Source organism: Mycobacterium sp. PDNC021 (assembly GCF_048282635.1).
Taxonomy (GTDB): Bacteria; Actinomycetota; Actinomycetes; order Mycobacteriales; family Mycobacteriaceae; genus Mycobacterium; species Mycobacterium llatzerense.
In genome coordinates this window covers 4,417,134-4,443,442 of record NZ_CP182502.1, presented here as the reverse complement: position 1 = coordinate 4,443,442, position 26,309 = coordinate 4,417,134, and the positions used below count along the sequence as shown (strand labels likewise).

Sequence of the window (26,309 nt, the reverse complement as noted above, 5' to 3'; positions counted from 1 at the left end):
GGTGGAAACCAGACCGGGCCGAAACCGTATATCGAACTAGTGGTGGCCGTTGGACCCGTTGGGCGAAATCTCGTCCTGGTATTCCTTGAGCGCGGTGAGTGCCTTGTGCTCGGCGGCGTGTTCGGCGTCGGCGAGGGCGGCTTGTTCGACGGCAGAGTCGGCGAACAGGAAGCTACCGGTACCGGGCGAGCCGGCCGATCCGAGCTTGTTCATGCGCTTGGGCAGTGCGGCACCCTGGTACTCCAGCGGGATCGGGTGGCCGTGGTCGTCGACCGGGCCGAGCGGCTGGTGCAGCTCGACGTACGCGCCGTGCGGCAGCCGCTTGAGGATGCCGGTCTCGATGCCGTGCTCGAGGACGGCGCGGTCGCTGCGCTGCAGGCCTACACACCAGCGGTAGGTGAGGTAGTAGACGATCGCGGGCAGGACGACCATGCCGATGCGGCCGATCCACGTGGTGGCGTTCAGTGAGATGTCGAACTTGAGCGCGATGATGTCGTTCATCGCGGCCAGGGTCAGCACCATGTAGAACGCGATGGCCATGGCACCGATGGCGGTGCGGACCGGCACGTCGCGCGGACGCTGCAGCAGGTTGTGGTGCGCGTCATCGCCGGTGAACTTCCGTTCCAGGAACGGCCAGGCGATCAGCAGACCGAACACCACGCCCATCAGCAGGGCGACACCCATCACGGCAGGGATGGTGTGGCCGAAGGGGTAGAACTCCCAGGCCGGCCAGATACGGGCCAGGCCTTCGGTCCACATCATGTAGAAGTCGGGCTGGCTACCGGCGGATACCTGCGAGGGCTTGTAGGGGCCGAGCTCCCAGATGGGGTTGATCTGCAGCAGGCCGCCCATGATGCCCAGGACGCCGGTGACCAGCGCGAAGAACGCGCCACCCTTCATCGCGAACACCGGCATGACGCGCACGCCGACGACGTTCTTCTCGGTGCGGCCGGGGCCGGGGAACTGGGTGTGCTTCTGGAACCACACCAGCGCCAGGTGGGCGCCGATCAGGGCCAGGATGATGCCCGGGATCAGCAGGATGTGCAGGGCGTACATGCGCGGGATGATGATGTTGCCGGGGAAGTCGCCACCGAACAGTGCCCAGTGCATCCAGGTGCCGATGACCGGGATACCGAGGGTGATCGAGGAGAGCGCGGCGCGCAGGCCGATGCCGGACAGCAGGTCGTCGGGCAGCGAGTAGCCGAAGTAGCCCTCGAACATGGCCAGGATCAGCAGCAGCGAGCCGATCATCCAGTTCGCCTCACGCGGGCGGCGGAACGCACCGGTGAAGAAGATGCGCGCCAGGTGCACCATGATCGACGCGGCGAACATCAGTGCAGCCCAGTGGTGAATCTGGCGGACGAACAGGCCGCCGCGGACCTCGAACGAGATCTCCAGGGCCGATTCGTAGGCGCGCGACATCTGCACGCCACGCAGCGGCTGGTAGACGCCGTTGTAGACGACCTCGACCATCGAGGGATCGAAGAACAGGGTCAGGTACACGCCGGTGAGCAGCAGCACCAGGAAGCTGTACAGCGCGATCTCACCGAGCATGAAGGACCAGTGCGTCGGGAAGACCTTGTTCAGCTGGCGGCGTACCGCGGCCGACGGGTGGTACCGCGAGTCGATCGCATCGCCTTGTGCGGCAGCGATGTCAGCGAGCTTGGGACTCATGATTTGCGCTCCCAGAATGCCGGTCCGACGGGTTCGATGAAGTCGCCGTTGGCGACCAGGTAGCCCTCTTTGTCAATCGTGATCGGCAGCTGCGCCAGGGCGCGGGCCGCCGGTCCGAAGATCGGCCGCGCGAAGTGCAGCGCGTCGAACTGCGACTGATGGCAGGGGCACAGAATGCGGTAGGTCTGCTGCTCGTACAGCGACGAGGGGCAGCCCAGGTGCGAGCACACCTTGGTGTACGCGAAGAAGTCACCGAAGTTGAAGCTCTCCTGGCCCTGGCGCTTGACCACACGGCTCAGGTCCTCGGGCTTGATGCGGATGAGCATCACCGGGTTACGCACACCGAGAGCGATGTGGCCGAGCTTCTCGTGCGACTCGAGGGTGGTGCCGTCGCCGTCGGACTCACGCCACGGGAACACGGTCTCCATGCCGCCCGCGTCGAGGTCCTCGGGACGCATCTTCACGAAGGGGGACTCACCCGGCAGGCCGGTGGCCCGCGCCAGGAAGATGGTCTCGCCGTGGAAACGCGGGGTCCAGCCCGACGTCCACAGGACGGCCTTCTTGCCGTCAGCGGTCGGCACGACCGGCTTCCACGGGTTCTTGATCAGACCGCCGATGAAGGCGACCGCGGTGCCCAGGCCAAACGCGCCGAGGCCGACGCCGAGCGACAGGCCGATCAGCTTGCGGCGCTTGAGCGTCGAGCCTTCGAGCGCATCGGTCAGGTTGGCCGCGACGGTGGCGCGATGGACCTCGGGGGAGGCGCCGTCGTGGCGGTCCTGGATCGAGATTTCCTCGGGGATGAACTTCTTCTGGAAGAGCACCGCACCGATGCCGATCGCGAGGATCGACAGACCGAAGGTCAGGCCGTACAGCGGGGTGGCCAGCGAGTAGATGAACTCACCGTCGGACTCGAACGGCTTGTACTCCCACGGCCAGAACAGGAACACCAGCAGCAGGGCCAGGCCGGAGAGACCACCGAGCAGCAGCCAGGCCGCGACCTGACGCTCGGCGCGCTTCTCCGCCTTGGTGCCCTCGACGGGCCAGCGCGGCTCCTTGAAGACGGTAGTGACGCCGTCGATCTTTCCGCCCAGTTCGACGAGCTCTTCGCGCGACATCTCGCGCAGTTCCGCGTCACTGGGAATGTTCACGTTCTCGCTCATGCGCGAGCTCCGATCCACATAGCCGCGCCGATCACGGCGACCATCCCGATAATCCACATCGCCATGCCCTCGGGCGCGGGGCCGAAGCCGCCGAGGCCGTAGCCGCCCTGGCTGCGGTGCTCAGCCGACTCGCGGACGTAAGCGACGATGTCGCGCTTCTCTTCCGGGGACAGCTGGCGGTCCGAGAACTTGGGCATGTTCTGCGGGCCGGTGAGCATGGCGGTGTACACCTGCGCCGGCACTTCGGCGGCATGGCCGAGGTCGGGCGCGTACTTGCCCGACGACAGCGCGCCACCCTTGCCGGTGAAGTTGTGGCAGGACGCGCAGTTCAGGCGGAACAGGTCGCCACCGCGGGCGACGTTCTCACCGATGAACGAGTGCTGGTTGATCTGGCCGTTGGCGTCACGCGGGACCTGGGGACCGCCGCCGTTGGCCTGGATGTAGGCGCCGAGGGCGTCGATCTGGTGCTCGTCGAACGCCGGGTCCTTGCGGGCAGCCTGGGCCTCGCCGCGCATGGCAGGCATGCGGCCGGTGGACACCTGGAAGTAGACGGCCGCGTCGCCGACGCCGATGAGGCTCGGGCCGCGGTCCGTCACACCCTGCAGGTTGGCGCCGTGGCACGAGATGCAGGACGTTTCGAACAACTGCTTGCCCGTACGCAGCAAAGCCAGCTGCGACTCGTCGGCGACCGCGACCTGAGGCCGCGGCGTCAGGGTGGCCGCGAGGCCACCAGCGACTAGAAGTCCGAGCAGCAGCAGCATCGCTGCTGAGAGGCGCCGGTGTAACCGACGACGGGACTTGCTGGTCATCGAACCCCTTCTCATCGACGAGTTGGTCATCGGACGAAGTAGATGGTGGCGAACAGGGCGATCCACACGATGTCGACGAAGTGCCAGTAGTACGACACAACGATGGCAGCGGTGGCCTGGGCCGGCGTGAACTTGCTCATCTTCGTGCGGGCAAGCAGGTAGACGAATGCCACCAGACCGCCGATGACGTGCAGGCCGTGGAAACCGGTGGCCAGGTAGAACACCGAACCGTAGGCACTACCGGGAATGGTGGTGCCGTGCTCGACCAGGTGGATGTACTCGTAGCCCTGGCCCAGCACGAAGAACAGGCCCATGAGGAACGTGATGACGTACCACCGGCGGAGCCCGAACACGTCGCCGCGCTCGGCCGCGAACACGCCCATCTGGCAGGTGAACGACGACGCGACCAGCACCAGCGTCACCGGCACCGCGAGGGCCAGATTGAGTTCGGTCGGCTTCGGCGGCCAATCGCCGCCGGCCTGGGCACGCGCGGTGAAATACATTGCGAACAGGCCAGCAAAGAACATCAACTCGCTGGAAAGCCACACAATGGTGCCGACACTGACCATGTTCGGCCGGTTCAGCGAATGCACCCTCGACGTGATGGCGGTTCCGGAGGTACCTACAGCGCTCGTCACAGCGGTAAGTATGACGCTTTGTAGTTGTTGAACTCCACCCGGGTGCCGACATTGGTCATAATCGGGTTCGTGCCAACCACCGATCCCCATCAGGAACCGATCACCGACGGGCCCCAGTGGCCCCAGATCCTGGGCCGGCTGACCACCGGCCAGAACCTTGCCGTGGGTCAGGCGGGGTGGGCAATGGACCAGGTCATGACCGGTTCCGCGACCCCGGCGCAGATCGCTGCATTCGCCATCGCGATGAAGATGAAGCGGCCGACCTCCGCGGAGGTGACGGAGCTCGCCGACGTGATGTTGCGACACGCCCGAAAAGTGCCCGCGGACGCGCTCGCGGCGATCGGCACCGATGTCGTCGACATCGTGGGTACCGGAGGTGACGGCTCCAACACCGTGAACCTGTCCACGATGGCGTCGATCGTCGTCGCCGCGTGCGGAGTGCCGGTGATCAAGCACGGGAACCGGGCGGCGTCGTCGCTGTCCGGTGGTGCCGACACCCTGGAAGCCCTGGGCGTGCGGATCGACCTGTCGCCGGGAGACGTCGCCCGCTCGGTCACCGAGGTGGGCATCGGGTTCGCCTTCGCCCCGCAGTTCCATCAGTCCTACCGGCACGCGTCGGCCGTGCGGCGGGAGATCGGGGTGCCGACGGTCTTCAATCTCCTTGGGCCGCTCACCAATCCGGCGATGCCGCGGGCCGGTCTCATCGGCTGTGCGTGGGCGGAACTGGCCGAGGTGATGGCAGGTGTGTTCGCCGCGCGCGGCTCCAGCGTCCTGGTGGTGCACGGCGACGACGGGCTCGACGAGCTGACCACCACGACGACGAGCACCATCTGGCGCGTGCAGGCCGGCACCGTGGAGCGGCTGACGCTGGATCCGGCGGCGTTCGGTTTCGCTCGCGCTGACCTGAGCGAGTTGCGTGGCGGTGACGCCACGGCCAACGCGGAGTCGGTGCGTGCGGTACTGGCAGGCCAGGCCGGCCCGGTCCGGGATGCCGTGGTGCTCAACGCCGCAGGCGCCATGGTGGCTCATGCCGGGCTATCCAGCGACGCCCAGTGGGTGCCGGCGTGGGAGCGTGGCCTGGCCCGCGCCACGGAGGCGATCGATTCGGGCGCGGCCGAGCAGCTGCTCGCGCGGTGGGCTCGGTTCACCCAGAAGGTCTGACCGCTGTGCCTGCTGCGCCGCTGCCCGGGCCGATCGGGCGGTGGCGGCCCACTCGGCCCACCGCCCGGCCGCAGTGATCGGCAGGCAGTAGCCCGCTCCTGATTCGGTGTCGGTGCGCACGATGCGCACACCGGGCGCGGCCAGCCAGCGCACGATGAGTGCCACCTCCTCGACGGGCGCGCCGCCCAGCGGCCGCTCTGACGTCAGGATCACCTGTGCCGCAGCGGATATCGCGTCGACGACGGGCATCGGCGGGACCCGCCGCGGCGCGTTGCCTGCCGCCGCCAATTGGCCGTACCGGACCACGACGAGGTGCCAGCCACCGGCACCGTCGGGCCGGGCGGCCACCAGCTCCGGCAGCGCGGTCAGGGCCCGCAGGCGCTGACCGCGCCACAGTCCGTCGATGACGGTGGCGGCATGGTCCCGGAGCCGTGCCGCGGTCTCGTAGCGGCCCTCGGCCGCCAGGTCGTCGATGTGTTTCAGTGCTGCGCCGAGTGCGGAATCATCAACGCCGGCAATGTTTTCCGCAGCCCGGCCGGCAAATTCGGCATACCCTCCGGCGGTGATACCACAGGGCGCCGGACACGGCGACAGTTCACGCTCCGGGCACTGCGGCCCGTGCTCGGCTGCCCGGGCCAGCCGGGTCGTGCAGGTCCGCACTCCGGTGAAGCGGGCCAGCAGCAGGGCCGCGTCGACGGCGTCGGCATGGGCCCGGAACGGGCCGACGGCCCGGTCGTGACGCGGTGCCCGGACCACGCTGAAACGAGGGAACGCCTCGTCGGTGAGCACCACCCACCACCATTTGTGCGGAGCCTTCGAGCGCCGGTTGTAGGGCGGTGCGTGCGCGGCGAGCAGTCGGAGTTCGCGAACCCCGGCTTCCAGCTCGTGGGCGCACTCCACGTGATCGACGCGGACGGCCAGTGACGCCATCTCTTTCATGCGGGCGCGCGGGTCGGCTCCGGTGAAGTACTGCCGGACCCGGCGGCGCAGATCGACCGCGGTGCCGACGTAGAGCACCTCCTCGGACGGCCCGCGAAACAGGTACACGCCAGGGGAGTTCGGCAGTGCGTCGGCGAGCTTGCGGTTGCGGCGCTGTGCGCCGGTGACGTCGGGGAGATAGCCGCGCAGCTCGGCCAGCGTGTGCACACCCTGGTTGCCGATGCGCTCCAGCAGCCCGTGCAGCACGTCGACGGTGGCGCGCGCGTCGTCGAGGGCCCGGTGGGTGGGTGTGGTGGTGGCGCGGAACAACCGGGCCAACTCCGAGAGCCGGACGCTCGGCGCCTCCTCCCGGGTCAGCACCCGGCGGGCCAGCTTGACCGTGCAGAGCACCGGCGGGTTGGGCCAGGGCAGCTGCGCGCGTTCGGCCGCGGCCCGCAGGAAGCCGATGTCGAAGCCGGCGTTGTGGGCGACCAGGACGGCACCGCGACAGAATTCCAGAAACGCGGGCAGCACCGACTCGATGCGCGGGGCGTCGCAGACCATGGCCGTGGTGATCCCGGTCAGCTGCACGATCTGGGGCGGGATGGCACGACCGGGGTCGATCAGGGTGCCCAGTTCGCCGATGATCTCGCCGCCGCGGATCTTGACGGCGCCGATCTCGGTGATGGCGTCCCAGCCGCCGCCGGTCTCGTCCGCCCGGGCCCGGCCGCCGGTGGTCTCCAGGTCGACCACCACGAACGTGGTGTCACGCAGCAACGCCTCATCAAGATCGAAAGCCAGCTGGTCGGTGGCGCTGCCGGAGCCCATGACGCGACAGTAGGGGCCGGCACCGACAAGAAATCCCATCGATGTCATTCCGTTATCGGGTTGCTGATCAGCCGCACTTTTTGTCGGTGGACGTCGCTAGCGTGCGCCTCAACCGATAAAGGAGTCAGAGATGAAGATGGACAACGGGCCGGTGAAGATCGACTGCGACGACTGCGCGGTGCGTGGTCCCGGCTGTGGTGACTGCGTGGTCAGCGTTTTGCTGGGTGTGCCCGAGACGTTGATGGACGACGAGCGCCGCGCACTGGAGGTACTCGCCGATGCGGGCATGGCGCCGCGTTTGCGGTTGGTGCCGATCGGCCGTCCGAAAGACCAGATCGGGCCCGCGTCAAGTGCTACGGGCGTAGCGTGACGACCCTCACATTGTGATGCTGGTTAACAGGATCGGGGGGCGGGCTGATAGATTGGCCATTCCCGTTGGACAACGCCGATGCCGTTTCGTAACCTATCTGAGACCTCACTGAGTTCGAAGCGGCTCGAACCCGCAGTTGTAAGGACGCGAAATCTTGAGTCTCCACCGCACACACCGCACCATATGCGGTCTTAAACGACCAGTAGCCGGTGCGATCGCGGGGCTCACCATACTTGGTAGCGTATTTGCGGGCAACGTCCAGGCCGATCCGGCCGACGACGCCGTAGCAAAGCTCAATGAGCTCTCGCGCCAGGCAGAGCAGACCACCGAGGCCATGCACGCCGCGCAGCTCGATCTGGACAAGAAGCTGGCCGCCGCGAAGACCGCCGACACCAAGCACGAGGCCGCCGCCGCAGCCGCGGACGTCGCTCAGGCCGACCTGGCTACCTATCAGACGTCTGTCGACAAGATTGCTGCAGCGCAGTACATGGGCGGCCGGACCGACGGCATCGACGCCATCCTGACCGCGGACTCCCCGCAGGGCCTGATCGACCAGCTCTCCGTCCAGCGCGTGATGGCCAGTGAGATGGCCGCGCAGATGGCCAACTTCCACAGTGCCTCCGACACCGCTACCAAGGCCGAGGCCGACTCGGCCAGGCTCGCCGCCGAGTCCAAGACCGCCGCCGAGCAAGCCGCCGCGGTACGTGCCGATCTGCAGTCCAAGCAAAGCAAACTGCAGGTGCAGATCGCCATCGTCAAGTCCCGCTACACCGCGCTGACGCCGAGTCAGCGCCAGGCATTGGCGGCCCTGCCGCCGGCCCCGGCCGCCCCGCCGGTACCCGCTCCGGACGCCCTGCCGCCGGCTCCGGGTGACGATCCCGCCATCAACGCTGCAGGCCCCACCCCGCCGGTCGAGGGCGCGCCTGTAGTGCCCGACGTCGCCGGCGGTACCGCTGCCGGCGCCATCGCGGTGCAGGCCGCGTTGACCCGCATCGGCGATCCCTACTCCTGGGGTGCGGCCGGTCCTGGCGCGTTCGACTGCTCGGGCCTGGTGATGTGGGCGTTCCAGCAGGCCGGCATCTCGCTGCCGCACTCGAGCTATGCGCAGGCGGCCGGAGGCCAGGCGGTGTCGCGCGACCAGATGCAGCCCGGTGACGTCGTGACCTACTACTCCGACGCCTCGCACGTGGGCATCTACATCGGCGACGGCATGATGGTCCACGCCTCGACATTCGGTGTGCCCGTGCGAGTGGCGCCGGTCGACAACGCACCGATCTACAACGTGCGTCGCTACTGAGCCTGTCCCGACGTCTGCCACGACGGGCCGTCCTCGGCCTGTTCGCCGCTGAGGCGGCGGTGGCCGCCGCGATACTGAGCCGCGGTCGTGCGAACGAGGCCGCCCCGTCGCAGCCCGGGCCAACACCGCCGCCGCCGTCTTCGTCACCAGCACCGACGACCATCCGCCTGGCTGACGGCCGCACCGTCGAACTCCTGGCCCTGGACCCCGGCTCGACCCTGCCGGGCCGCATCACCACCGAACTCGACGGCGCGGTCGCCGCAGTCACCGAATTCTGGGGCGACGACTGGCGCCGTCAGATCACCATCGTGACCACCGGTACCGACGAGGAATTCCAGGTACTGGCTGCTGGGCGTCAGGAGTTTGCCGCGGCCACCACCGTCGACCGCATTGTGTTCGCCCCCGGCGCCGCCAAGATGGGGCCCGGCGCGCTGCGAATCGTGTTGCGCCACGAGCTTTTCCATTACGCCTCCCGGCCCGTCACGGCCGCCGATGCGCCCTGGTGCCTGACCGAGGGCGTCGCCGACTACGTCAGCCGCCCGCGCACGCCACCGCCCGGCCCAGCCCACGCCGCTGAGTTCGCGGTGCTGCCCGGCAACGCCGACTTCCAGGTCACCGGGCCGGCGCTGTCGCTGGCCTATGACCGCGCCTGGTGGTTCGTCCGGTTCGTCGGCGGGCAGTTCGGCGATCCGGTGCTGCGACGGCTGTATCTGGCCGCGTGCGGTGTCGGTCATCCCAGCCTCGACACCGCGCTGGCCGCCACCCTCGGCCTGGATGGCGACGCGTTGACCGCTGCGTGGCAGCGGTGGCTCGCGGCTCAGGGCTGACGCGATAGCCTGACCGCGATGTCTTCCCTGTCGCCCAGCTCGCCCCGGACGTCCCGGGTGCTGCTGCTGACCAACGACTTCCCGCCCCGCCGTGGCGGCATCCAGTCGTATCTGGAGAGCCTCGTCGGCGAGTTGCTCGGCCGCGGGTCGCACGAGCTGACGGTGTACGCCCCGAAATGGAAGGGCGCGCCGGAATACGACAAGGCTGCCGCGGCCGCCGGATACGAGGTGGTCCGCCACCCGACGACACTGATGGTGCCCGAGCCGACCGTCGCGCTACGGATGCGCAAGCTCATCGCCGAGCACGACATCGACACCGTCTGGTTCGGCGCGGCCGCACCGCTGGCATTGTTGGCCCCGCTCGCCCGCGACGCCGGGGCGACCCGGGTGGTGGCCAGCACGCACGGTCACGAGGTGGGCTGGTCGATGCTGCCCGTCGCACGAAACGCGTTGCGCCACATCGGAAACAACACGGACGTGGTGACGTTCGTCAGCCACTACACGCGCAACCGGTTCGCCGCGGCGTTCGGGCCGGAAGCCGCGCTGGAATACCTGTCGCCCGGGGTCGACGTGGACCGCTTCGTCCCCGACGAGGTGGCCCGCGCGGAGCTGCGGGCCCGGTACGGGCTGGGGCAGCGGCCGGTGATCGTCTGCCTGTCGCGCCTGGTCCCACGCAAAGGTCAGGACATGCTGATCCGGGCGCTGCCCGCCATCCGGGAACGGATCAACGGTGCCGCGCTGGTGATCGTCGGCAATGGGCCGTACCGCGACGATCTGCAGAAACTAGCGCAGCGCTACGACGTCACCGACCATGTGGTGTTCACCGGCGGGGTGCCAGGCGACGAGCTACCGGCCCACCACGCGATGGCCGACGTCTTCGCCATGCCGTGCCGCACCCGGGGGAGCGGCCTCGATGTCGAAGGGCTCGGCATCGTCTTCCTCGAGGCCTCCGCGTGCGGTGTGCCGGTGGTCGCCGGCGACTCCGGCGGCGCACCGGAAACCGTCGTGGAAGGAAAGACCGGCCACGTGGTCGACGGTCGCGACGTGGCCGCCATCGCGGCAGCCATCGGTGACATCCTGGCCGACCCCGACCGGGGCGCCGCGATGGGCGCCGCCGGCCGTCAGTTCGTCGTCGACAACTGGCAGTGGAAGCTCAAGGGCGAGCGGCTCGCCGAGCTGCTCTAGGGCGGTATCGGACGCGGCTACCGCTCACCCGCACCGGCCACAGGTTGGTTCTCCGCCGGTACGAATACCAGGAACGCGGAAACCACGACTGCGGCGATCAGACCGAAACCCGGCTTCCACGCACTGTATTCCGCGAACGGACCACCCACACTGGAGATGTAGGCGATCAAGGCAACCGTCGATATCACCCTGTGCTGCAGTGCTACGCGTGAGATGCGCATCAGGTAGAGCCAGCAGAAGATCACGCTGACGCCGAGGGCGATCCATAACCCGATCTTGAGACCCGGACCGGTCCCAATGGACCGGACTGCCGGGTCGAGCATGGTGTACAGCGCGAGTGCTTCGGCCGGGATATACCGCATCAACTTGTCTGACACACCGGCCAATTCGGGCTTCTGGCCAGGCTGCGTTGGATCCAACTTCGTCCGATCGAACGTGCGGTAGTCGGACGTCGGCTTGGTCGTATTCGGAGCGACGATCACCAGGTTTCTGTTCACGGCAGACGCCTACGTCCTGCGTCCGCGTGGACGTGGCGTGTCACCTTCAGGTGGCTTCTTGGTAGAACTGTCGCGCGATTTCCTAGCTGGTCGCTTTTCCGGCGGCGTCTGTCCGGCCAACTGCTGCAGCCTGGTGAGAATCAGTTCAGCGCGGGCGCGCGCCGCGGCATCCTGCGACGACCCAGCGCATTTCGTGACGAGCCCGACTGCGGCGGGATCGCCGAGCAACGCGTCGCGCTCTACCGCTGTGTCGTCTCCGTCGCCACCGTACACATTGCGCGGCACGACCCTGCGGGGACCGTCGAACGCGAGGACCCGACTTCGGTCAAACGTGGCGACCGTTTCGGGGACCGCACCCACGTCGATACCGCATACCGCCGCGAACTCCACCGGGTTGCGACCGTCAGCCGAATTCATATCGCAAGGGCCGAACGGCAGGCAGCCATTGGGCAACGAGTCGCCATTGCCGTAGCCGTTGTCGTCGGTGTATTGGTGAGCGATCTTGCCGGGGTAGTCCGGGTTGAATCCCCATGCGGCAAGGACGATTCCGAGCCCGCCGGGCTTGTCGGGCCAGAGTGCGTTCAGGTCGCCGGCGGTCCCGTACGCGATCACTCGTCGCGGGTCGCCCAGCCACTGCGCCAACGCCCAGTACGCGCCGTTCAGCCCGTCGGATTGGTCACCGCCGATTTTGCCGTCCCAGCTCTCGATATCGATCATGACCGCCATGCGCGGATGCGGCTCTCCGACCATGTCCTTGATGGTGTCGACGGTGACTTCCCAGTTCTGCCGCCAGACGAAATACACGATGAAAAAGTCGAGGGCACCTTCATCGCACTTGCGCCTGCACCAGTCGTAGTTCTCATCCCAGTGGTGGTCGTGGTAGTCACCGTCATTGGACCGAATGGCGATAACCCGATACGGATAGGAGTCGTCTACCGGGACTTGGTGCTCCGACACATCGGCGTAGATGGTGTCGGTCAGCGCCACCGCACTTCGCGGTATCGACGACGGGCCGGTGAAACGAAGCGGCGCAACGCCTCTTAGTGACGTGCTGCCATTCAACGACGCGACGGCCGGCTCGCCGGGGTAGGGGCATCCGGCGAGCCAGGGCAGGGGATCGATCTGCGCGCCCCTGGCCCAGACATACTTGTGCACCTCGAAATGCAGGTGCGGCCCAGTCGAATTGCCGTTGTTGCCGACGAAGGCGATGTGCTGGCCGGCTTCCACCCAGTCGCCTTGCTGAAGCCCGGTCGCGGAGGCGTCCCACATGTGTCCGTAGACGGTGGTTCCGCCGCCGGCCTCCGCCGGATGATCGAGCACGATCCATTGGCCAAAACCATCGGCGTTTCCGATGTACTTGACCACGCCGGCCTGCGCCGCATAGATCGGAGTGTTGTCAGCCGCTTCCAGGTCGATGCCGAGATGCATTTCGCCCCAACGAGGACCGAAGAGGGAACCCAGTTTGAATTCGTTCGCTCGCATAGGCCAGAACCGGGCCATCGCATGCCTCTTTCGTAGAAGGGAACATGCACAGTGTGACACTCGGTTCGGATGCATTCAGCAAATTCACTAGAATCGCGATGATTGTTGAATTATATTGGGCAGCAATGTTTTTACCCTATGAATCCAGGGTGAACTGCGACCCGGCAACGTCGGATATTTCGGGGTCCACGTTTAGTTGTAGTCGGCCACCACCAACTCGATCTCGCCGGCATCCTGCAAGCGCCTCAGCAGGACCATCGCACCGCATTGAGCACTCACCGCTGTTCCGTCCCACGTACCGTCCGCGACGTACTTGCCGCAGACATAGTGGTTACTGAAGCTCCATAGGTACGGCGACTTCACCTCCGAGTGATACTCGCGATACCCCCAGCCGTTGAAGCCTTCAAGGCAATACGCCACGTGCTGAACGGACCAGTCGGTCTCCGCGTTGAGTCCGTCGATTTCCAAGGCGTCGACTGCGCTGTCTTCCCACGAGAACGGCGGCTCACCGTCGGGCGGGCGCCCCTCCGGCACGTTGACGGTGCGGGCGGTAAGAGGGTCGCCGTTGTGCAAATGGCGGCTGAAGTCGCCACCGGCTTCGAGGCTGTGGATGACTGCGACGACGAACCACGGCACACTGGTGCGCCGCTCGATGTTCAGGTATGCCTCTTTGTCGCCAATGATGCGTGCGACGGTCCAGTCGACGTCGGCGACCTTGTCCTCGTGGATCACCATCTCTGACCACAGGGCCGCGTATTCGTCGCGCACATCGGGAAAATCGACCCACAACGTCGACACGGCACGTGCCATCTGAGCCCCCCGTTGTGGTGACACGAACACGAATGTTCTGGCCGGTTCGTCAACGCATCGTAGGAAACCCGCACATGCTCTCTGGGCTTATTGACGAAAGCCGCCCCAGATGACCACTGGGGCGGCTTTCATGTGTCATCTGACAAACGGTGCGTACATGTCAGCTGTAGAGCGCCGCGATCTCGGCGGCGAACTTCTCGGCGACCACCTTGCGCTTGACCTTGAGCGTCGGCGTCAGTTCGCCGGTGTCCTCGGTGAAGTCGACGGGCAGAATCTGGAACTTCCGGATGGCCTCGGCCTTGGACACCGTCTGGTTGGCGTCGTCGACGGCCTTCTGGATCTCTGCGACCAGCGCCGGGTCCGCGGCCAGGTCGCCCACCGAAGCGCCGGCGTCCTTACCGTTGCGCTGCTTCCAGCCCTCGAACGCCTCGGGATCGATGGTGATCAGCGCGGCGATGAACGGCTCCTGATCGCCCACGCACATGGCCTGACTGATCAACGGGTGCGCGCGCATCACGTCTTCCAGCGGGGCCGGGGCGACATTCTTGCCGCCGGCGGTCACGATGATCTCCTTCTTGCGACCGACGATCGACAGGTATCCGTCGTCGTCGATGGCGCCGAGGTCACCGGTGTGGAACCACTCGTCGGTGAAGGCCTCGCCGGTGGCGGTCGGGTTCTTCCAGTAGCCGCTGAACACCACGCCGCCGGAGAGGAGCAGCTCGCCGTCTTCGGCGATGCGCATGTTGTTGCCGGGCACCAGCTTGCCGACGGTGCCGACCTTCAACTCGTCGATCCGGTTGACGGTGATGGCGGCGCTGGTCTCGGTCAGGCCGTAGCCCTCGTAGATGGTGACGCCGACGCCGCGGTAGAAGTGGCCGAGACGGGCGCCGAGCGGGGCGCCGCCGGAGATGGCGCCGACGCAGTTGCCGCCCAGGGCGGCCTTGAGCTTGCCGTACACCAGCTTGTCGAACACCGTGTGCTTGAGATTGAGCAGCAGGCCGGCCCCGCCGGTGTCCTGCGCCTTGCTCCACTCGATGGCCGTGTCGGCGGCGATCTGGAAGATCTTGCCCTTGCCGTCGTTGCGGGCGTTCTGCTCGGCGGTGTTGTAGACCTTCTCGAACACGCGCGGCACCGACACCACCAGCGTCGGCTTGAAGACCCCGAGGATCGGCACCAGGTTCTTGATGTCGCTGGTGAAGCCGAGCGTCACCTGGTTGCTGAAGCCGGCCACCGCGACCGCGCGGGCCAGCACGTGCGCCAGCGGCAGGAACACCAGCAGCTTCTGGCCCTTGGCCAGCAGGTCGGGGAAGCAGGCCTTGACGCCGCGCAGCTCCGAAAGCAGGTTGGCGTGGGTCAGCTGGCAGCCCTTGGGGCGGCCGGTGGTGCCCGAGGTGTAGATCAGGGTGGCCGGGTCGCTCGACTTGATCGCGGCCAGGCGGGTGTCCAGCTCGGCACCGTCCACCGCGGCGCCGGCGGCGGCCAGCTGATCGAGGGCACCGCTGTCGATCACCAGCACCTCACCGAGCGCGGGCACCTCGGCCCGGATCGACTCGATCTTGGCGGCGTGGGCGTCGGCCTCGGCGAATGCCAGGACGGCGCCGGAGTCGGCCAGCACATGCCGGATCTGGTCGGCGGCGGAGGTCTCGTAGATGGGCACCGTCACCGCGCCGATCGACAGGATCGCGAAGTCGATGATCGGCCACTCGTAGCGGGTCGCCGACAGCAGCACCACCCGGTCGCCGGGCTTGACACCCTTGGCGATCAGGCCGAGGGCGGTGGCCCGAACCTGGGCCGCGACTTCTGCGCTGGTCACGTCGGTCCAGGTGTCGCCGACCAGGCGCTGAATGGCTACGTGGTTGGGGTCGCCGCGCTCGAGGGAGTACACCGGGGCGACGACGTTGTCGTACTCGCCGATGGTGAACGATGCCGGAACGCTGAACTCACGCACGGTGTGGCCTTTCGGGTCGTGGCAGTGCACCGACAGCAATGCCGTGCTCAGCGTAGTCGGGTGCTTCATCACACTGTGGGGGCGTATGTGAAGCTGGTGGGGATGAACAGCATCCAGATCGCCGACGAGACCTTCGTGTGTGCCGACCCAGCCGCAGTCGGAGCCGCCGTGGCGAACCCGAGCAGCTGGCGGCGGTGGTGGCCGGACCTGTCGTTGACGGTCGTCGAAGACCGCGGTCCGGCTGGGCACCGGTGGACCGTCACCGGCGCGCTGACCGGGACCATGGAGGTCTGGTTGGAATCCGTCATGGACGGTGTCGTGCTGCATTACTTCCTGCACGCGGAGCCGACGGGCGTGTCCGGCGCCGCGCTGGCCGAGCTGAACCTGGCGGAGCTCAACCATCGTCGTCGGGTGGCCGGGAAGAACATGGCTTTCGAGATCAAGACCGACCTCGAGCGGACCCGCCCGGTGGGCGTGTCCCGGTTGGCCTGAGGCCCGCATCACCCGACCAGGGCTGGGCGCTGGCGGTACATTGAGAGCTCGGCAGACGGGCGTCGGACAGCCTGCGCCGGCATCGTTAACTCGGGGAAGTGGACACGTGGCGGACAAGACTGCGCAGACCATCTACATCGACGCCGACCCGGCGACCGTGATGGACGTCATCGCCGATATCGGCTCATATCCGGACTGGGTCGCCGAGTACCCGGAGACCGAGGTGCTGGACGTCTACGCCGACGGTTACCCGAAGACGGCCCGGATGGTCCTCGACGCCACGGTGCTCAAGGACACCATGGTGTTCACCTACCAGTGGCCCGCCGACCGCCGGTCGGTGAGCTGGTCCCTGGTGTCCAGCTCGCTGCTGAAGGCCCTCGAAGGCACATACCGCTTGTCGCCCAAGGGTTCTGGCACCGACGTGACGTACGAACTGTCGGTCGACCTGATCATCCCGATGATCGGATTACTCAAACGCAAGGCAGAGCGCCGCCTGACCGACACGGCGCTCAAGGACCTGAAGAAGCGAGTCGAGTCTGATTGACACGGACCCTGCTGGGCGCGCCCGGATCAGTCTGTTCGTCGGTAAGGGTGGAGTAGGCAAGTCGACGGTGGCCACGGCCACCGCGGTGCGTGATGCCCGGGCCGGGCAGCGGGTGCTGATCGTGTCGACGGACCAGGCCCACTCCACGGGCGACGTGCTCGGCGCGGACGTCCAGCCGACCGGATTGCGGGTGCCCACGCAGGTGCCCGTCGACGACGGCGCCGGCGTCATGCTCGATGCCCTGGCGCTGGACACCCTGGCGCTGCTGGAGGCCCGGTGGCGCGAGGTGGCCGCGGTACTGGTCGCCCGGTTCCCGGAGTCCGATGTGGGAGACGTTGCACCGGAGGAACTTTCGGCACTGCCCGGGATTCAGGAGGTGCTGGGGCTGCACGAGGTCGCGGAGCTGGCGGCCTCGGGCAACTGGGACCACGTGATCGTCGACTGCGCCTCGACAGCCGACGCCATGCGGATGTTGACGCTGCCCGCGGCGTTCGCCCTCTACCTGGAGAAGGCCTGGCCGCGGCACCGGCGGCTGTCGGTCGGCCTGGCCGATGCCAAGACGATCGCGATGGTGACCCTCGTCGAGCGCCTCGCCGGCGCCACCGAGGCGCTTGGTGAGCTGCTGGACCAGCCCGACGTCACCGCGCACCTGGTGCTCACCCCGGAACGGGTGGTGGTGGCAGAGGCGGTGCGGACGCTGGCGTCGCTCACCTTGATGGGTGTGCATGTGTCCGAGCTGATCGTGAATCAGGTTCTGATCCAAGACGATTCGTACGAGTACGTGAACCTGCCCGCGCACCCCGCCTTCGACTGGTACGCCGAGCGCATCGCCGAGCAACGCAGCATGCTCAGCGACCTGGATGCCGCCGTCGGCGACGTGCGTCTGGTGCTGGTGCCGCACCTGGCCGGCGAGCCCATCGGACCGAAGGCACTGGGGGAATTGCTGGAGGCGTCGCGGCTGCGGCACGGCGCCCCACCGCCCGCGCCGCCGCGCCCCATCGTCGACCGCGAATCGGGCTCAGGATTGGCCGCTGTCTACCGGCTACGGATAGAATTGCCGCAAATCGACCCGGAGTCGCTGACCCTGGGCCGCGTCGACGATGACCTCATCATCGGCTCGGGTGGTACCCGGCGCCGGGTCCCGTTGGCATCTGTCCTGCGCCGTTGCATCGTGACCGGCGCGTCATTGCGCGGCTGCGAACTGACTGTCCGTTTTCGCCCTGACCCGGAGGTGTGGCCCAAGTGACGCACACCAATTTCGGGGCTGAATCCCTCGGCGACCTACCGATGGACCTGCGACTGCTGGCCCAGGCCCTCATCGACAAGATCGACCCCGTGGTGCGGCTGTCCGTGGCGATGCTCGCCGACGGTGAGAATCCCAGTGACTGCAATCAGGTGTGGTGCCCGGTGTGCGCACTGGTCGCGTTGGCCAACGACGAACAGCATCCGATGCTGACGGCAATCGCCCAACACAGCACCACTTTTCTGGACGCGGTGCGCGCCGCGCTCGCCGACCAGGGGCCCGCCGGCCCGCACCCGGAGCCGCCGACGGATCCGTCCGGTCCAGGTGGCAAACACCGTCAGGCCGACGAGCCGCCGTCGAGTCCTGCAGAACCGGGTCGTTACCAGTCCATCCCGGTCTCTGTAGAGGAATAACCAGTCCGCCGCGGGCTGTGGTCCGGCCGACAGTCGCGAGTAAGGTTGTCGCAGGGCACCGTCCGGGTGCCTTCAGCGGGAGGTTCGATGTTCTTCTGGTTGTACAAGCACATCTTGATGGGCCCGTTGCTGCGTCTGCTGGGCCGTCCGAAAGTCACGGGGCTCGAATACGTCCCCGATCACGGCCCTGTGCTGCTGGCCAGTAATCACCTGGCTGTCGTCGACAGTTTCTACCTGCCGCTGGTGCTGCGCCGCCGGATCTTCTTCCTGGCCAAGGCCGAGTACTTCACCGGTACCGGTATCAAGGGCAAGCTGATCAAGTTCTTCTATTCGTCGACCGGTCAGGTGCCGATCGACCGCACCAATGCCGACTCCGCGGCCGACGCGCTGACCGCCGCGGCCAAGATCCTGGATCAGGGCAAGCTGCTCGGCATGTACCCCGAGGGCACCAGGTCTCCCGACGGCAAGCTGTACAAGGGCAAGACCGGCCTGGCCCGCATTGCGCTGGAGACCGGCATCCCCGTCATTCCCGTCGCCATGATCAACACCGACGTGGTGAACCCGCCGGGCAGCAAGATGTGGCATTTCGCCCGCGTCGAGGTGAAGTTCGGCAAGCCGATGGACTTCCGCCGCTTCGAGGGCCTGGCCGGTAACCGGTTCATCGAACGCGCCGTGATCGACGAGGTGATGTACGAGCTGATGCGCCTCTCCGGCCAGGAGTACGTCGACCTCTATGCGGCCGACGTCAAAGACGGCAAGACGCCGCCGGCGGCGGTCAAAGCCGGCTGACGCAACCGCCTGCCGTTGCGATTGCCAGCAACTGCACAGTTGGTTTCCAGGCTTGCTCTTTGTGGACATGTGAGTTCGCTGAAAGGGTTATCGTCGCCTTCTAGCGTGTATAGCTGAAGCGGACTCCCACAAAGGAATGGTGCGATGGCCCATTTCGATAACCAGCGGCACCACCGTCTGCTTGCGGTCGCGGTCGGAGCGTTCGTCGTCGTACCGACCGTGGGCTCATTCGTGCCGTTGCCGAACGTCCATGCCGAACCGAACAACGGCGGCGAGTGGGACATCCAGTGGTATGACGGCTGCATCGACAACTGGGTGCTCGGCAACCCGGACTACGTCAAGGCCGGCGACCCCATTCCTGAAGGCGTGTATCACAACTGTTGCACCATTTCGGGTGGGATTTGGAACTACGGCGCCCACAAGTGCGAGGCCCCGCCCGCAACGGGGGCGTCGTCCGGGCAGCGCACGCCGCCAACGCGCACAGCCAACCTGCCGCCGGGCGCAACACAGCTGAATCCGCAGTAGCCGGTCCCGTAGGTCAGCGCGGGAATGGGTTCGGCTAGCCGGCGGCAGGAATCTGCGCCGCATCCTGTCTCGCGTCGGTCGACGTCGTGCCGGGGCCCGTGATGGTGCCCGCCGCTGCGATCACGGCCAGCCCCCACCACACATACGAGCTGCCGATCACCTGACGCCACAGCGTCGCGTCGATCTCGTGGTGTTCGGGCAGCAGCCGGATCGGGGTGCAGACCAGCAGGAACACCCCGACGGCGCTGACCACCGCGAGGGCGGCACTGCGTTCCCGGTAGGCGAGCACCGTGATGGTCACCAAGGTCGGCACGACCCACACCCAGTGGTGCGACCACGACACCGGCGACACCACCAGGCCGAACATCGCCACGCACATCAGGGCCAGCACCGGCTGTCCCGCGCGCAGCACCCGATGTGCCGCCCACACCGTCAGCGCCAGCACCGCGAAGCACAGCACCACCCACAGCACGAATCGCGGCGTCGCCGACATCCCGAACCGGGCCAGCGTGCCGGAGATGTTCTGGTTGGTGTTCAGCGTCGCGGTGCCGATGCGGTCGGTGTTGCGCACCGTCTTGGTCCAGTACTCCCACGAATCGCCCCAGGCCAGGGCGAACGCGAACAGCGTCACCGCGACCGACGATGCCACCGTCGTCAGCAGCGCGCGGAAATCGCGACGCAGCAGGAAATACAGCAGGAACACGGCCGGCGTCAGCTTGAGGGCGATCGCCACCCCGAGCAGGACACCGCGGGGCCAGGGCGTGCGGCGGGGGACGCAATCGGCGATCACCAGCGTCATCAGGACGACGTTGATCTGACCGAAGTTGAAGTTGGACCGCACCGGTTCGAGGAACAGCACGGCCGGTCCGACGATGGCGGCGGCCAGCCAGCAGCGACGGACCAGCGCCGAGCCGCCGAGCTGCGACTGCTGCCAGACGTCCAGCCTGGTCAGCACGATCACGATCGACACCAGCAACAACACGAACGTCGTCACCGTGATGGCCACGCTGGCCCCGGGCAGGGGGAGCCAGGCGAACGGCGCGAACATGATCGCGGCCAGCGGCGGGTAGGTGAACGGCAGGTCGATACCCGCCTCGGTGCGGAAGATCGTGCTCTCGTTGTACAGCGGGGTGTTGTTCAACCAGGCACGACCGCCCATGCGGTACACGTCGATGTCGATTCGGTACGGCGTATGGCCCAGCAGCCGCCAGGCGCCCCATACCAACGTCAACGTGGCCAGCAACTGCAACAGCCGCCAGGCCAAGGTGGGCCGCAACCCGGGTCTGATACGCATCTCGCCGGACAGCCTATCGGGGGGACCGGCGCGTCGGCGCCCTGCGGGGCAGTGACACGCATACACGGGCGTAAGTTTCTTCACCGTGCGGTCGCCCCTACCTACGGAGTTCGTGTCCAGTGGGCGGCTGCCGTTGTTGTGGTGTCTGATTGCGTTCATCTTGACGTTTTTCGTCACCCGCACCGTGGTCCGTTATATCCGGGCCCACGCCGATAACCCGGCGCCGCGCAAATGGTGGCAGCCGCGCAACATCGGCCACGGCGGCCTCCACGTCCATCACATGGTGATCGGCATCGTGCTGGTGATGGTGTCCGGGGTGACGATGGTGACCCTGGCGGTCGACGGCGGCGTCCCCGAATTCACCGTGGCAGCAATCTTTTTCGGTATCGGTGCGGCCCTGGTGCTTGATGAGTTCGCGCTGATCCTGCACCTGTCGGACGTGTACTGGGCCGAGGACGGCCGGACGTCGGTGGACGCGGTGTTCGTCGCCGTCGCGGTGGCGGGACTGCTGGTCCTGGGATTCAACCCGCTGTCGTTCTTCGACATCACGGTCTGGCGCGACGACCAGGACGTGACCGCCCGGATCGTGGTGGTGGCGCTGGCCCTGGTCACCCTGGCGATGGCGGTCATCGTGCTGCTCAAGGGCAAGGTGTGGACCGGCCTGATCGGGATGTTCATCACACCGCTGCTGGTCATCGGCGCGATCCGGCTGTCGCGACCGCACGCGCCGTGGGCCCGTTGGCGGTACACGAGCCGGCCCCGCAAGATGCACAAAGCGCTGGAACGCGAGCGATGGCTGCGCCGGCCGGTGGTGCGGGCGAAGCTGTGGTTACAGGATGCGATCGCGGGTATGCCAAAGTTTCCCGACGACGCGGCCGTGGACCAACAGCTCGACCGCGAGATCCATGCGGCACCCGCGCCGCCGGACCGAATCCCGACCGAGGTTGCCTGAATGAAGTACTTCTACGACACCGAGTTCATCGACGACGGCCGCACCATCGAGCTGATCTCGATCGGTGTGGCCGCAGAGGACGGACGCGAGTATTACGCCGTCTCCTCGGAGTTCGACCCGGACCGGGCGGGTTCCTGGGTGCGCAAGAACGTGTTGCCGAAGCTGCCGTCGCCGTCGTCGAAGGTGTGGCGCTCGCGGCGCCAGATCCGGTCGGACCTGGAGGATTTCTTCAACATCGACGGCGACGAGCTGATCGAACTGTGGGCCTGGGTCGGCGCCTACGACCACGTGGTGCTGTGCCAGTTGTGGGGGCCGATGGCCGACCTGCCGCCGGCCATGCCGCGCTTCACGCGCGAGCTGCGGCAGTTCTGGGAGGACTGCGGCAGCCCGCGGATGCCGGCACGGCCGCGCGACTCGCACGACGCACTGGTCGACGCGCGGCACAACCTGGACCGCTATCGGCTGATCGCCGAGATGATGACAGCGCCCCGGTAACTCACCACGCGCGGAACGGCACGCTGGTGACGGCGGCGTCGTTCGCGCCGAACTGCACCGTCAGCTGCAGTGTCCACAGCCCGGGCCGCGGCGCGGTCGCATAGGTGCTGTGCCAGCGGCCGTCGGGCCCCGCGGTGAACCGCACGGGCAGTGAGGCGATCTCGGCACTCGACAGGGTGCCGCGCAGCGCGGTCGCGCCGGGCGCACTGATGTCGATCGGGATGGCGCCGTGTCGCGTGGTGTCGAGATGCACCTGCGCCTGACGGCCCTGATCCAACGCGGCGGTGGCGGTGAGCGGCGGGCCGTAGGTGGTGCGGGCCGGTGGTTCACCGGTGAGCACCGTGGTCAGCACCAGCACCAGCACCGCGAGCGCGGTTTCCAGTGGCACGGTGCGGCGCAGCCGATCCGGCGTGAGTCGCCGCCGGCCCAGATACGCCAGGGCGGCCATCAGTGTCACCAGGAAAACCTTGGCGCACAAGGCCATTCCGTAGCCGGTCGACCACAACGATTCGATGGGCGACACCTGACGCCAGGCCTGGTATTCGCCGGTGAGCAGCACCGCCGCGACGCAGCCGAACGCCACCCGGGACCACCGCTGTAGTTCGTCGCTGCGCCGAGCCGGCAGCACGATCAGTGTCAGGACGCACAGGCCGCCCACCCACAGCGCCATGGCCAGTAGGTGCATGGTGGTGGCGGTCGTGGCCAGCCACGGGTCGGGCCCGGCTGCGGCATGCCCCGAGGCGGCGATGCCGACCGCAAGCCACCCGGCGGCGACGGCGAAGAGCGGCGTCCCCACCCGGGCGCTGCGGACCAGCGTTATCGCCGCCACACCCAGCAGCGCCACCTGGGCATAGAGCCCCGTGCCGGTGGTGACGGTGTCGATGACGGTCGCGGCGGCCAGCAGCACCCAGCCCGTGCCGGTCAGGACGCGGGTCCGGCGCAGCGCGAGTGCCCACCCCCACACCAACCGGGCCGCCACGAGAACGCCGACGCACAACACCAGGCCGGTGTACTTGAGACCGCGCGCGACATCCGATGCCGTCGATGACGAGACGACCGGACGAGCCTCCGGCGGCGCGTCCGGCGCCTGCTGCACGCCGAAGCTCACCGAGCCGGACACCTCGTGGCCGTCGGCCGACATCAGCCGCCAGGTGGCGGTGTAACTGCCGCGCGGCAGGCCCGGCGGCAGCTCCAGCTCGACGGCGGTGTTACCCGACTGCTGCCGCACCGCCCGGTCGACCCGGACGCCGGAGTTCGTAATCACCTGTACCGCACCGGGAATCAGGCGAACCGGCTCGTCGAAGGTCAGGGTGACCCGGCTCGGTGCGGCCGGCAGGGTGGTGCCGTCGACCGGATCGCTCGAGACCAGGACGGCGTGCGCGTGCGCGATGGGAGCCGGCAGCAGGAGCGCGAGCAGAGCCGCGAACAGGACGACCGGCAGCGCTGCGACCGATCTCAATTCTTTCGTCGTGACATCGCCAGGTTAGCGATCCCCAGCAGCAGCGCGACCACCGACACGGCCAGCGCCGTCAGACCCGGCCACGCCGGTGTCGCGGACGCCGGGGCAGCGGCCGCGGGTCGGTCGTGGTCGTCGCCGCCGGCGGGCTTCAAGTGCAGGGAGGGCGCCGGATGCTCGGGCTCGGGCTGCCCCGGGTTGGCCTTCTCGTTCCAGTTCACGACCTTGCCGTCGCTGTAGGTCTGCACCGCCGGCAGCGACAGCGTGTTGATCTTGGGCAGCGGGCCGGCCGAGATGGCGAAGACGTTGAACTGATGCGGTGGGATGGCCGCGTCCGGTGCCGTGGCCTTCCATTCGACGGACGAGACGTACTCGGTGACCTCGACGCCGTCGTCGTCCTTCTGCGGTGTGGGCAGCTTCTTCTTGGTGAGGGTGGCCGTCCAGCCCCCCTTCTGCTGGGTGCTGACCGAGATGATCGGCTGGTCGTCGGGCAGGACGACCATCAGCGCCGTGGTGGACGCGGTGTCCGACTCGGTCGGGACGCGGAAGTTCAGCACTCCCCAGCCACCCTGGGTGGCGTCGCCGGTCACCTTGACGTGGGCTGCAGCCGGTGCGGCCAGGGCGACGGCGCAGGCGGCCGTCGCAGTGACGGCGACGAAGGTCTGAAAAGGCTTGGGCATGTTGTCCTTTCGGGGCAATAAGAGGGTCAAACGGCCATGACAGCGAAGGTGGCGCTCATTCCGAGCGCCATGAGCAGGTCGGCGTACGGGCGCTTCGGCCCGCGTACCAGCAGATAGAACCACCACAATGCGGCAACGCAGAACGCGACCGCGAGCGCGGTGCACACCACGACGAGCCAGACCGGGGGAGTCACCGCGACGGCGCCGTGACCGAGATGCGCGCTATGCGGGCCCGACGCCTGAGCTGCCGAACTGGCCACTGCGACCGGCAGTCCGGCGTTCGGCGCCATGAGCAGGCCCATCAGCGCCATCGCGGCCATCATCGCGCAGTGGTAGACGGGGTGCGGCAGGTCGAACCCAAACAGTGCCAGGTAGGCGAAATACAGCGCACCGGCGGTGAACACCAGCACGTACAGCAGCGGTGACACCCGCATACCGGCCGGCCACAGCATCGCGATCATGCCCACCGACGCCAGCGCGTGCATCGCCCCGACCCCGCGCTGCTGGGGCGCGCGCCGTCCGGCGCCCGCGAACAGCAGCGCCGCCACCGCGAACACGGCGGTCAGCGCCCAGCGCAAGGCAGAGTCGGCGATCACGCTGTCATTAGTCGTATGAAACCGGTCTTCAGTTCCCGGCGGCCTTGGCCCGCATGTCGGGTTGCGATCGGTCCAGCGGTGTCAGTGCCACGCCCAGCCAGCAGACCGCCAGTACCGCGGCTGCCACGAAGCCGGCCAGCGGCCACCACACGGCGACGCGCGCCGGCGACGTCTGGCACCACCAGACCGCCCCGAATCCCGCCGCAGTGGCCACGCCCGACAGGTACAGCGCCGCGCAACATACACGAAACCGCTTGCGCCACAGCGCTGTTGCCGATGCCACCGCGGCCAGGGTGAAGAGCACGGCGACGACCTTCAGCACCCAGCGATGAGTTTCGGACCAGCAGATACCAGCGGACACCGCGAGTACGACGACCGCGACAGCGGTGGGGTAGCAGCGCGCAGGGCCGATCCAGACCTCGTCGAACACCCGTCGCCCGATGGCGCTCAGGGTGTGCTCGAGGTCGATGGTGTGGCGGGTGGACAAGCCCAACTCCGTTCAGTCTGCAGAACAGTCTCGCAGAATTGGTCGGATGGGTGGGGGCGCGGGTTCCGCAGCCGCTCAGCCCGCGCTCTGGTCCTGATTCCCTGCCTTCAGCAGGTCGTCGCGGGCCCGGGCGACCCGGGAACGGATGGTGCCGACGGGGCAGCCGCAGATTTCGGCGGCCTCGGCGTAGGACAGGCCCAGCACCTGCGTGAGCAGGAGCGCTTCCCGGCGGTCTGAGTCCACGCCGTCGAGCAGCATGCGGATTTCGACGATGTCCTCGAACCGGGCGGTCGGCTGGTGCATGTCGACGACGGTCTCGGGTTCGATGGCGGCGCTGCTACGCGGCCGGCATTGCTTGCGCCGGATGTGGTCCACGACGACGCGGCGGGCGATCGACAACAGCCAGGTGCGGGCGGTCGACCGGCCGCGAAACCGGGGCAGCGAGCCGAGGGCCCGCAGGTACGTCTCCTGGGTCAGGTCGTCGGCGTTGCCGGGCTCGTCGAGATAGGCGACGGTGCGCCAGACATCGCGCTGGGTAGCCTTGATGAACTGGTCCAATGCGGCGCGATCGCCCCGACCGGCAGCAAGAGCCAGGCGGGTCACTTCATCGTCGTCGCCGCGGCTGTTCACGGCCCGACCATATGCGACTGTTGCCGGGAACTCACAGCCGGGCACGTCCGACCAATGTTTTGGGTAGCTCCCGCTTCGCGGGGACAATAGGAGGATGATGACGGCCAGC

The 26,309-nt window shown here is 67.5% G+C and carries 27 protein-coding genes and 1 pseudogene; 13 read left to right on the top strand and 15 right to left on the bottom strand.

What is annotated here, in order from left to right:
- Positions 1-36: 36 nt before the first annotated feature.
- The 4 genes from ACNO8X_RS21225 to ACNO8X_RS21210 are packed head-to-tail and all read right to left on the bottom strand — an operon-like array spanning position 37 to position 4,281.
- Complete coding sequence (locus ACNO8X_RS21225) at positions 37-1,674, bottom strand: cytochrome b (protein ID WP_071287035.1); 1,638 nt, start codon at positions 1,672-1,674, stop codon at positions 37-39.
- A complete protein-coding gene (locus tag ACNO8X_RS21220) occupies positions 1,671-2,834 on the bottom strand; it encodes a ubiquinol-cytochrome c reductase iron-sulfur subunit (RefSeq protein WP_064858744.1) in 1,164 nt (387 codons plus the stop codon). Before ACNO8X_RS21220 ends, ACNO8X_RS21225 begins: the two co-directional genes overlap by 4 nt.
- Complete coding sequence (locus tag ACNO8X_RS21215) at positions 2,831-3,673, bottom strand: c-type cytochrome (protein WP_409431433.1); 843 nt, start codon at positions 3,671-3,673, stop codon at positions 2,831-2,833. The genes ACNO8X_RS21220 and ACNO8X_RS21215 overlap by 4 nt, the downstream gene beginning before the upstream one ends.
- Entirely contained in the window at positions 3,670-4,281 is a 612-nt protein-coding gene (locus ACNO8X_RS21210) for a cytochrome c oxidase subunit 3 (RefSeq protein ID WP_043403275.1), read from the bottom strand. The genes ACNO8X_RS21215 and ACNO8X_RS21210 overlap by 4 nt, the downstream gene beginning before the upstream one ends.
- A 69-nt stretch (positions 4,282-4,350) precedes the next feature.
- On the opposite strand from ACNO8X_RS21210, the gene trpD reads away from it, so the two are divergent.
- A complete protein-coding gene (gene trpD / locus ACNO8X_RS21205) occupies positions 4,351-5,442 on the top strand; it encodes an anthranilate phosphoribosyltransferase (protein ID WP_231575724.1) in 1,092 nt (363 codons plus the stop codon).
- On the opposite strand, the pseudogene ACNO8X_RS21200 reads toward trpD, so the two are convergent.
- Positions 5,380-7,188: pseudogene (locus ACNO8X_RS21200) on the bottom strand (DEDD exonuclease domain-containing protein); the annotation flags it as partial. The gene trpD and the pseudogene ACNO8X_RS21200 sit on opposite strands and share 63 nt — an antisense overlap.
- Before the next feature lie 130 nt (positions 7,189-7,318).
- Here ACNO8X_RS21200 and ACNO8X_RS21195 point away from each other — a divergent pair.
- The 4 genes from ACNO8X_RS21195 (at position 7,319) to ACNO8X_RS21180 (ending at position 10,867) form a co-directional block, all read left to right on the top strand.
- Entirely contained in the window at positions 7,319-7,558 is a 240-nt protein-coding gene (locus ACNO8X_RS21195) for a hypothetical protein (protein ID WP_043987105.1), read from the top strand.
- A 154-nt stretch (positions 7,559-7,712) separates the two neighbouring features.
- On the top strand, positions 7,713-8,855 hold the full coding sequence (ripC, locus tag ACNO8X_RS21190) for a peptidoglycan hydrolase RipC (protein ID WP_418002579.1): 1,143 nt from the start codon (positions 7,713-7,715) through the stop codon (positions 8,853-8,855).
- A 59-nt stretch (positions 8,856-8,914) separates the two neighbouring features.
- On the top strand, positions 8,915-9,682 hold the full coding sequence (locus tag ACNO8X_RS21185) for a peptidase (RefSeq protein WP_418002578.1): 768 nt from the start codon (positions 8,915-8,917) through the stop codon (positions 9,680-9,682).
- 18 nt (positions 9,683-9,700) lie between these two features.
- Entirely contained in the window at positions 9,701-10,867 is a 1,167-nt protein-coding gene (locus ACNO8X_RS21180; protein WP_418002577.1) for a glycosyltransferase family 4 protein, read from the top strand.
- 17 nt (positions 10,868-10,884) lie between these two features.
- On the opposite strand, the gene ACNO8X_RS21175 is transcribed toward ACNO8X_RS21180, so the two are convergent.
- The 4 genes from ACNO8X_RS21175 to ACNO8X_RS21160 all read right to left on the bottom strand — a co-directional run bounded on the left by ACNO8X_RS21175 (position 10,885) and on the right by ACNO8X_RS21160 (position 15,604).
- Positions 10,885-11,364, bottom strand: coding sequence for a hypothetical protein (locus ACNO8X_RS21175; protein ID WP_418002576.1), 480 nt, complete (start codon positions 11,362-11,364; stop codon positions 10,885-10,887).
- Positions 11,365-11,373: 9 nt separating this feature from the next.
- A complete protein-coding gene (locus ACNO8X_RS21170) occupies positions 11,374-12,864 on the bottom strand; it encodes a M23 family metallopeptidase (protein ID WP_418002575.1) in 1,491 nt (496 codons plus the stop codon).
- A 174-nt stretch (positions 12,865-13,038) separates the two neighbouring features.
- Positions 13,039-13,656 carry a hypothetical protein gene (locus ACNO8X_RS21165; protein WP_418002574.1) on the bottom strand — a complete coding sequence of 206 codons (618 nt, stop codon included), beginning with the start codon at positions 13,654-13,656 and terminating at the stop codon, positions 13,039-13,041.
- A gap of 160 nt (positions 13,657-13,816) precedes the next feature.
- On the bottom strand, positions 13,817-15,604 hold the full coding sequence (locus ACNO8X_RS21160; RefSeq protein ID WP_418005989.1) for an AMP-dependent synthetase/ligase: 1,788 nt from the start codon (positions 15,602-15,604) through the stop codon (positions 13,817-13,819).
- A 102-nt stretch (positions 15,605-15,706) separates the two neighbouring features.
- Between ACNO8X_RS21160 and ACNO8X_RS21155 the strand changes: the two genes are divergently transcribed.
- From ACNO8X_RS21155 to ACNO8X_RS21130, 6 genes are all read left to right on the top strand, one after another.
- Positions 15,707-16,096 (top strand): polyketide cyclase / dehydrase and lipid transport, encoded by a 390-nt coding sequence (locus tag ACNO8X_RS21155; protein WP_418002573.1) that lies wholly within the window; start codon positions 15,707-15,709, stop codon positions 16,094-16,096.
- 106 nt (positions 16,097-16,202) lie between these two features.
- Positions 16,203-16,640 (top strand): SRPBCC family protein, encoded by a 438-nt coding sequence (locus tag ACNO8X_RS21150; RefSeq protein WP_260941199.1) that lies wholly within the window; start codon positions 16,203-16,205, stop codon positions 16,638-16,640.
- Positions 16,636-17,886, top strand: coding sequence for an ArsA family ATPase (locus tag ACNO8X_RS21145; protein ID WP_390892782.1), 1,251 nt, complete (start codon positions 16,636-16,638; stop codon positions 17,884-17,886). Before ACNO8X_RS21150 ends, ACNO8X_RS21145 begins: the two co-directional genes overlap by 5 nt.
- The gene (locus ACNO8X_RS21140) at positions 17,883-18,296 is read left to right on the top strand and encodes a hypothetical protein (protein WP_418002572.1); all 414 of its coding nucleotides are present in this window, start codon (positions 17,883-17,885) and stop codon (positions 18,294-18,296) included. Before ACNO8X_RS21145 ends, ACNO8X_RS21140 begins: the two co-directional genes overlap by 4 nt.
- A gap of 87 nt (positions 18,297-18,383) precedes the next feature.
- Positions 18,384-19,085, top strand: a complete 702-nt coding sequence (locus ACNO8X_RS21135) for a lysophospholipid acyltransferase family protein (RefSeq protein ID WP_418002571.1) — start codon at positions 18,384-18,386, stop codon at positions 19,083-19,085.
- Between the two features lie 144 nt (positions 19,086-19,229).
- Positions 19,230-19,610: a hypothetical protein gene (locus ACNO8X_RS21130; RefSeq protein ID WP_418002570.1), complete on the top strand. Its 381-nt coding sequence runs from the start codon at positions 19,230-19,232 to the stop codon at positions 19,608-19,610.
- A 34-nt stretch (positions 19,611-19,644) separates the two neighbouring features.
- Here ACNO8X_RS21130 and ACNO8X_RS21125 read toward each other — a convergent pair whose 3' ends face one another.
- Positions 19,645-20,904, bottom strand: coding sequence for a glycosyltransferase 87 family protein (locus tag ACNO8X_RS21125; protein WP_418002569.1), 1,260 nt, complete (start codon positions 20,902-20,904; stop codon positions 19,645-19,647).
- 112 nt (positions 20,905-21,016) lie between these two features.
- Between ACNO8X_RS21125 and ACNO8X_RS21120 the strand changes: the two genes are divergently transcribed.
- A complete protein-coding gene (locus ACNO8X_RS21120) occupies positions 21,017-21,856 on the top strand; it encodes a hypothetical protein (RefSeq protein WP_418002568.1) in 840 nt (279 codons plus the stop codon).
- The gene (locus ACNO8X_RS21115) at positions 21,857-22,351 is read left to right on the top strand and encodes a polyadenylate-specific 3'-exoribonuclease AS (protein ID WP_418002567.1); all 495 of its coding nucleotides are present in this window, start codon (positions 21,857-21,859) and stop codon (positions 22,349-22,351) included. It begins immediately after the preceding gene.
- 1 nt (position 22,352) lies between these two features.
- On the opposite strand, the gene ACNO8X_RS21110 is transcribed toward ACNO8X_RS21115, so the two are convergent.
- The 5 genes from ACNO8X_RS21110 to sigC all read right to left on the bottom strand — a co-directional run bounded on the left by ACNO8X_RS21110 (position 22,353) and on the right by sigC (position 26,200).
- Positions 22,353-23,810: a copper resistance CopC/CopD family protein gene (locus tag ACNO8X_RS21110; protein WP_418002566.1), complete on the bottom strand. Its 1,458-nt coding sequence runs from the start codon at positions 23,808-23,810 to the stop codon at positions 22,353-22,355.
- On the bottom strand, positions 23,807-24,487 hold the full coding sequence (locus ACNO8X_RS21105; protein WP_418002565.1) for a YcnI family protein: 681 nt from the start codon (positions 24,485-24,487) through the stop codon (positions 23,807-23,809). The genes ACNO8X_RS21110 and ACNO8X_RS21105 overlap by 4 nt, the downstream gene beginning before the upstream one ends.
- A gap of 26 nt (positions 24,488-24,513) precedes the next feature.
- Complete coding sequence (locus ACNO8X_RS21100; protein WP_418002564.1) at positions 24,514-25,083, bottom strand: DUF5134 domain-containing protein; 570 nt, start codon at positions 25,081-25,083, stop codon at positions 24,514-24,516.
- A gap of 28 nt (positions 25,084-25,111) precedes the next feature.
- Positions 25,112-25,570, bottom strand: coding sequence for a hypothetical protein (locus ACNO8X_RS21095; RefSeq protein WP_418002563.1), 459 nt, complete (start codon positions 25,568-25,570; stop codon positions 25,112-25,114).
- A 75-nt stretch (positions 25,571-25,645) separates the two neighbouring features.
- A complete protein-coding gene (gene sigC / locus ACNO8X_RS21090) occupies positions 25,646-26,200 on the bottom strand; it encodes an RNA polymerase sigma factor SigC (RefSeq protein WP_043403239.1) in 555 nt (184 codons plus the stop codon).
- Positions 26,201-26,309 lie beyond the last annotated feature (109 nt).

Bases quoted from the DNA above. Each gene is read 5' to 3' on its own strand.
- ACNO8X_RS21195 (WP_043987105.1), top strand. From the start codon at position 7,319: ATGAAGATGGACAACGGGCCGGTGAAGATCGACTGCGACGACTGCGCG.
- ACNO8X_RS21225 (WP_071287035.1), bottom strand. From the start codon at position 1,674: ATGAGTCCCAAGCTCGCTGACATCGCTGCCGCACAAGGCGATGCGATC.
- ACNO8X_RS21215 (WP_409431433.1), bottom strand. From the start codon at position 3,673: ATGACCAACTCGTCGATGAGAAGGGGTTCGATGACCAGCAAGTCCCGT.
- ACNO8X_RS21135 (WP_418002571.1), top strand. From the start codon at position 18,384: ATGTTCTTCTGGTTGTACAAGCACATCTTGATGGGCCCGTTGCTGCGT.
- ACNO8X_RS21130 (WP_418002570.1), top strand. From the start codon at position 19,230: ATGGCCCATTTCGATAACCAGCGGCACCACCGTCTGCTTGCGGTCGCG.
- ACNO8X_RS21155 (WP_418002573.1), top strand. From the start codon at position 15,707: ATGAACAGCATCCAGATCGCCGACGAGACCTTCGTGTGTGCCGACCCA.
- ACNO8X_RS21105 (WP_418002565.1), bottom strand. From the start codon at position 24,487: ATGCCCAAGCCTTTTCAGACCTTCGTCGCCGTCACTGCGACGGCCGCC.
- ACNO8X_RS21170 (WP_418002575.1), bottom strand. From the start codon at position 12,864: ATGGCCCGGTTCTGGCCTATGCGAGCGAACGAATTCAAACTGGGTTCC.
- ACNO8X_RS21165 (WP_418002574.1), bottom strand. From the start codon at position 13,656: ATGGCACGTGCCGTGTCGACGTTGTGGGTCGATTTTCCCGATGTGCGC.
- ACNO8X_RS21125 (WP_418002569.1), bottom strand. From the start codon at position 20,904: ATGCGTATCAGACCCGGGTTGCGGCCCACCTTGGCCTGGCGGCTGTTG.
- ACNO8X_RS21115 (WP_418002567.1), top strand. From the start codon at position 21,857: ATGAAGTACTTCTACGACACCGAGTTCATCGACGACGGCCGCACCATC.
- ACNO8X_RS21180 (WP_418002577.1), top strand. From the start codon at position 9,701: ATGTCTTCCCTGTCGCCCAGCTCGCCCCGGACGTCCCGGGTGCTGCTG.
- ACNO8X_RS21220 (WP_064858744.1), bottom strand. From the start codon at position 2,834: ATGAGCGAGAACGTGAACATTCCCAGTGACGCGGAACTGCGCGAGATG.